The organism is Azospirillum melinis, from assembly GCF_013340935.1.
Lineage (GTDB): Bacteria > Pseudomonadota > Alphaproteobacteria > Azospirillales > Azospirillaceae > Azospirillum > Azospirillum melinis.
Window position 1 is genome coordinate 1 of sequence record NZ_WHOS01000158.1, and the last position, 564, is coordinate 564.

A 564-nucleotide genomic window follows, 5' to 3' on the forward strand; every position below is an offset into this window, starting at 1 on the left:
CCCGCGGCTCGGCATCGGCTATGTGCCGGAGGAACGCGGCATCTTCTCCTCGCTCAGCGTGGACGAGAACCTGACGCTGCCGCCGGTGGTGAAGGAGGGCGGGATGACCGTCCCGCAGATCCACGACCTGTTCCCCAACCTGAAGGGCCGCGGCTCGACCCAGGGCACCCGCCTGTCGGGCGGCGAGCAGCAGATGCTGGCCATCGCCCGCATCCTGCGCACCGGCGCCACCCTGATCCTGCTGGACGAGCCGACCGAGGGTCTGGCTCCGGTGATCATCGAGCAGATCGGCGTGGCGGTGCGGGCCTTGAAGCAGCGCGGCTTCACCATCATGCTGGTCGAGCAGAACTTCCGCTTTGCCGCCACCATCGCCGACCGCCATTACGTGATGGAGGAAGGCCATGTGGTCGACATGATCCCCAACGACCAGCTCCACACCAACATGGACAAGCTGCACACCTATCTCGGCGTGTGAGCGGGAGAGCCATTCATGGTCCAACTCTTCGGCGTTCCGCCCCAAGTGCTGTTCGGGCAGCTTCTGCTCGGACTCATCAATGGTTCCTT

General features: G+C 65.1%; 1 protein-coding gene. It reads left to right on the forward strand.

The window, feature by feature from the left end; translation table 11 throughout:
* Window positions 1–475, forward strand: a 475-nt coding sequence (locus tag GBZ48_RS35925; protein ID WP_174475384.1) for an ABC transporter ATP-binding protein, incomplete at its 5' end; no start/stop codon positions are given.
* Window positions 476–564: the final 89 nt, after the last annotated feature.